General features: G+C 64.8%; 1 protein-coding gene. It reads left to right on the top strand.

The window, feature by feature from the left end; translation table 11 throughout:
- Nucleotides 1–230, top strand: a 230-nt coding sequence (locus AC5Y7E_RS24385; RefSeq protein ID WP_499950982.1) for a condensation domain-containing protein, incomplete at both ends; no start/stop codon positions are given.

The following is a 230-nucleotide window of genomic DNA, read 5'->3' as shown; positions in this document are numbered from 1 at the left end:
TTCCCGATCGCCGGGCGGCGCGATCCCGCCCTCGATGACCTGGTCGGGTTTTTCGTCAACACCTTGGTATTGCGGGTCGACCTGACCGCCAACCCCACCATGGCCCAACTGTTGGCCCAAGTCCGCACCCGCAGCCTGGCCGCCTACGAACACCAAGACGTCCCCTTCGAAGTCCTCGTCGACCGACTCAACCCCACCCGCAACCTGTCCCACCACCCCCTCATCCAAGT

It is taken from the genome of Mycobacterium sp. NGS17 (genome assembly GCF_059813205.1).
This window is presented reverse-complemented; position numbering and strand designations above follow the sequence as displayed.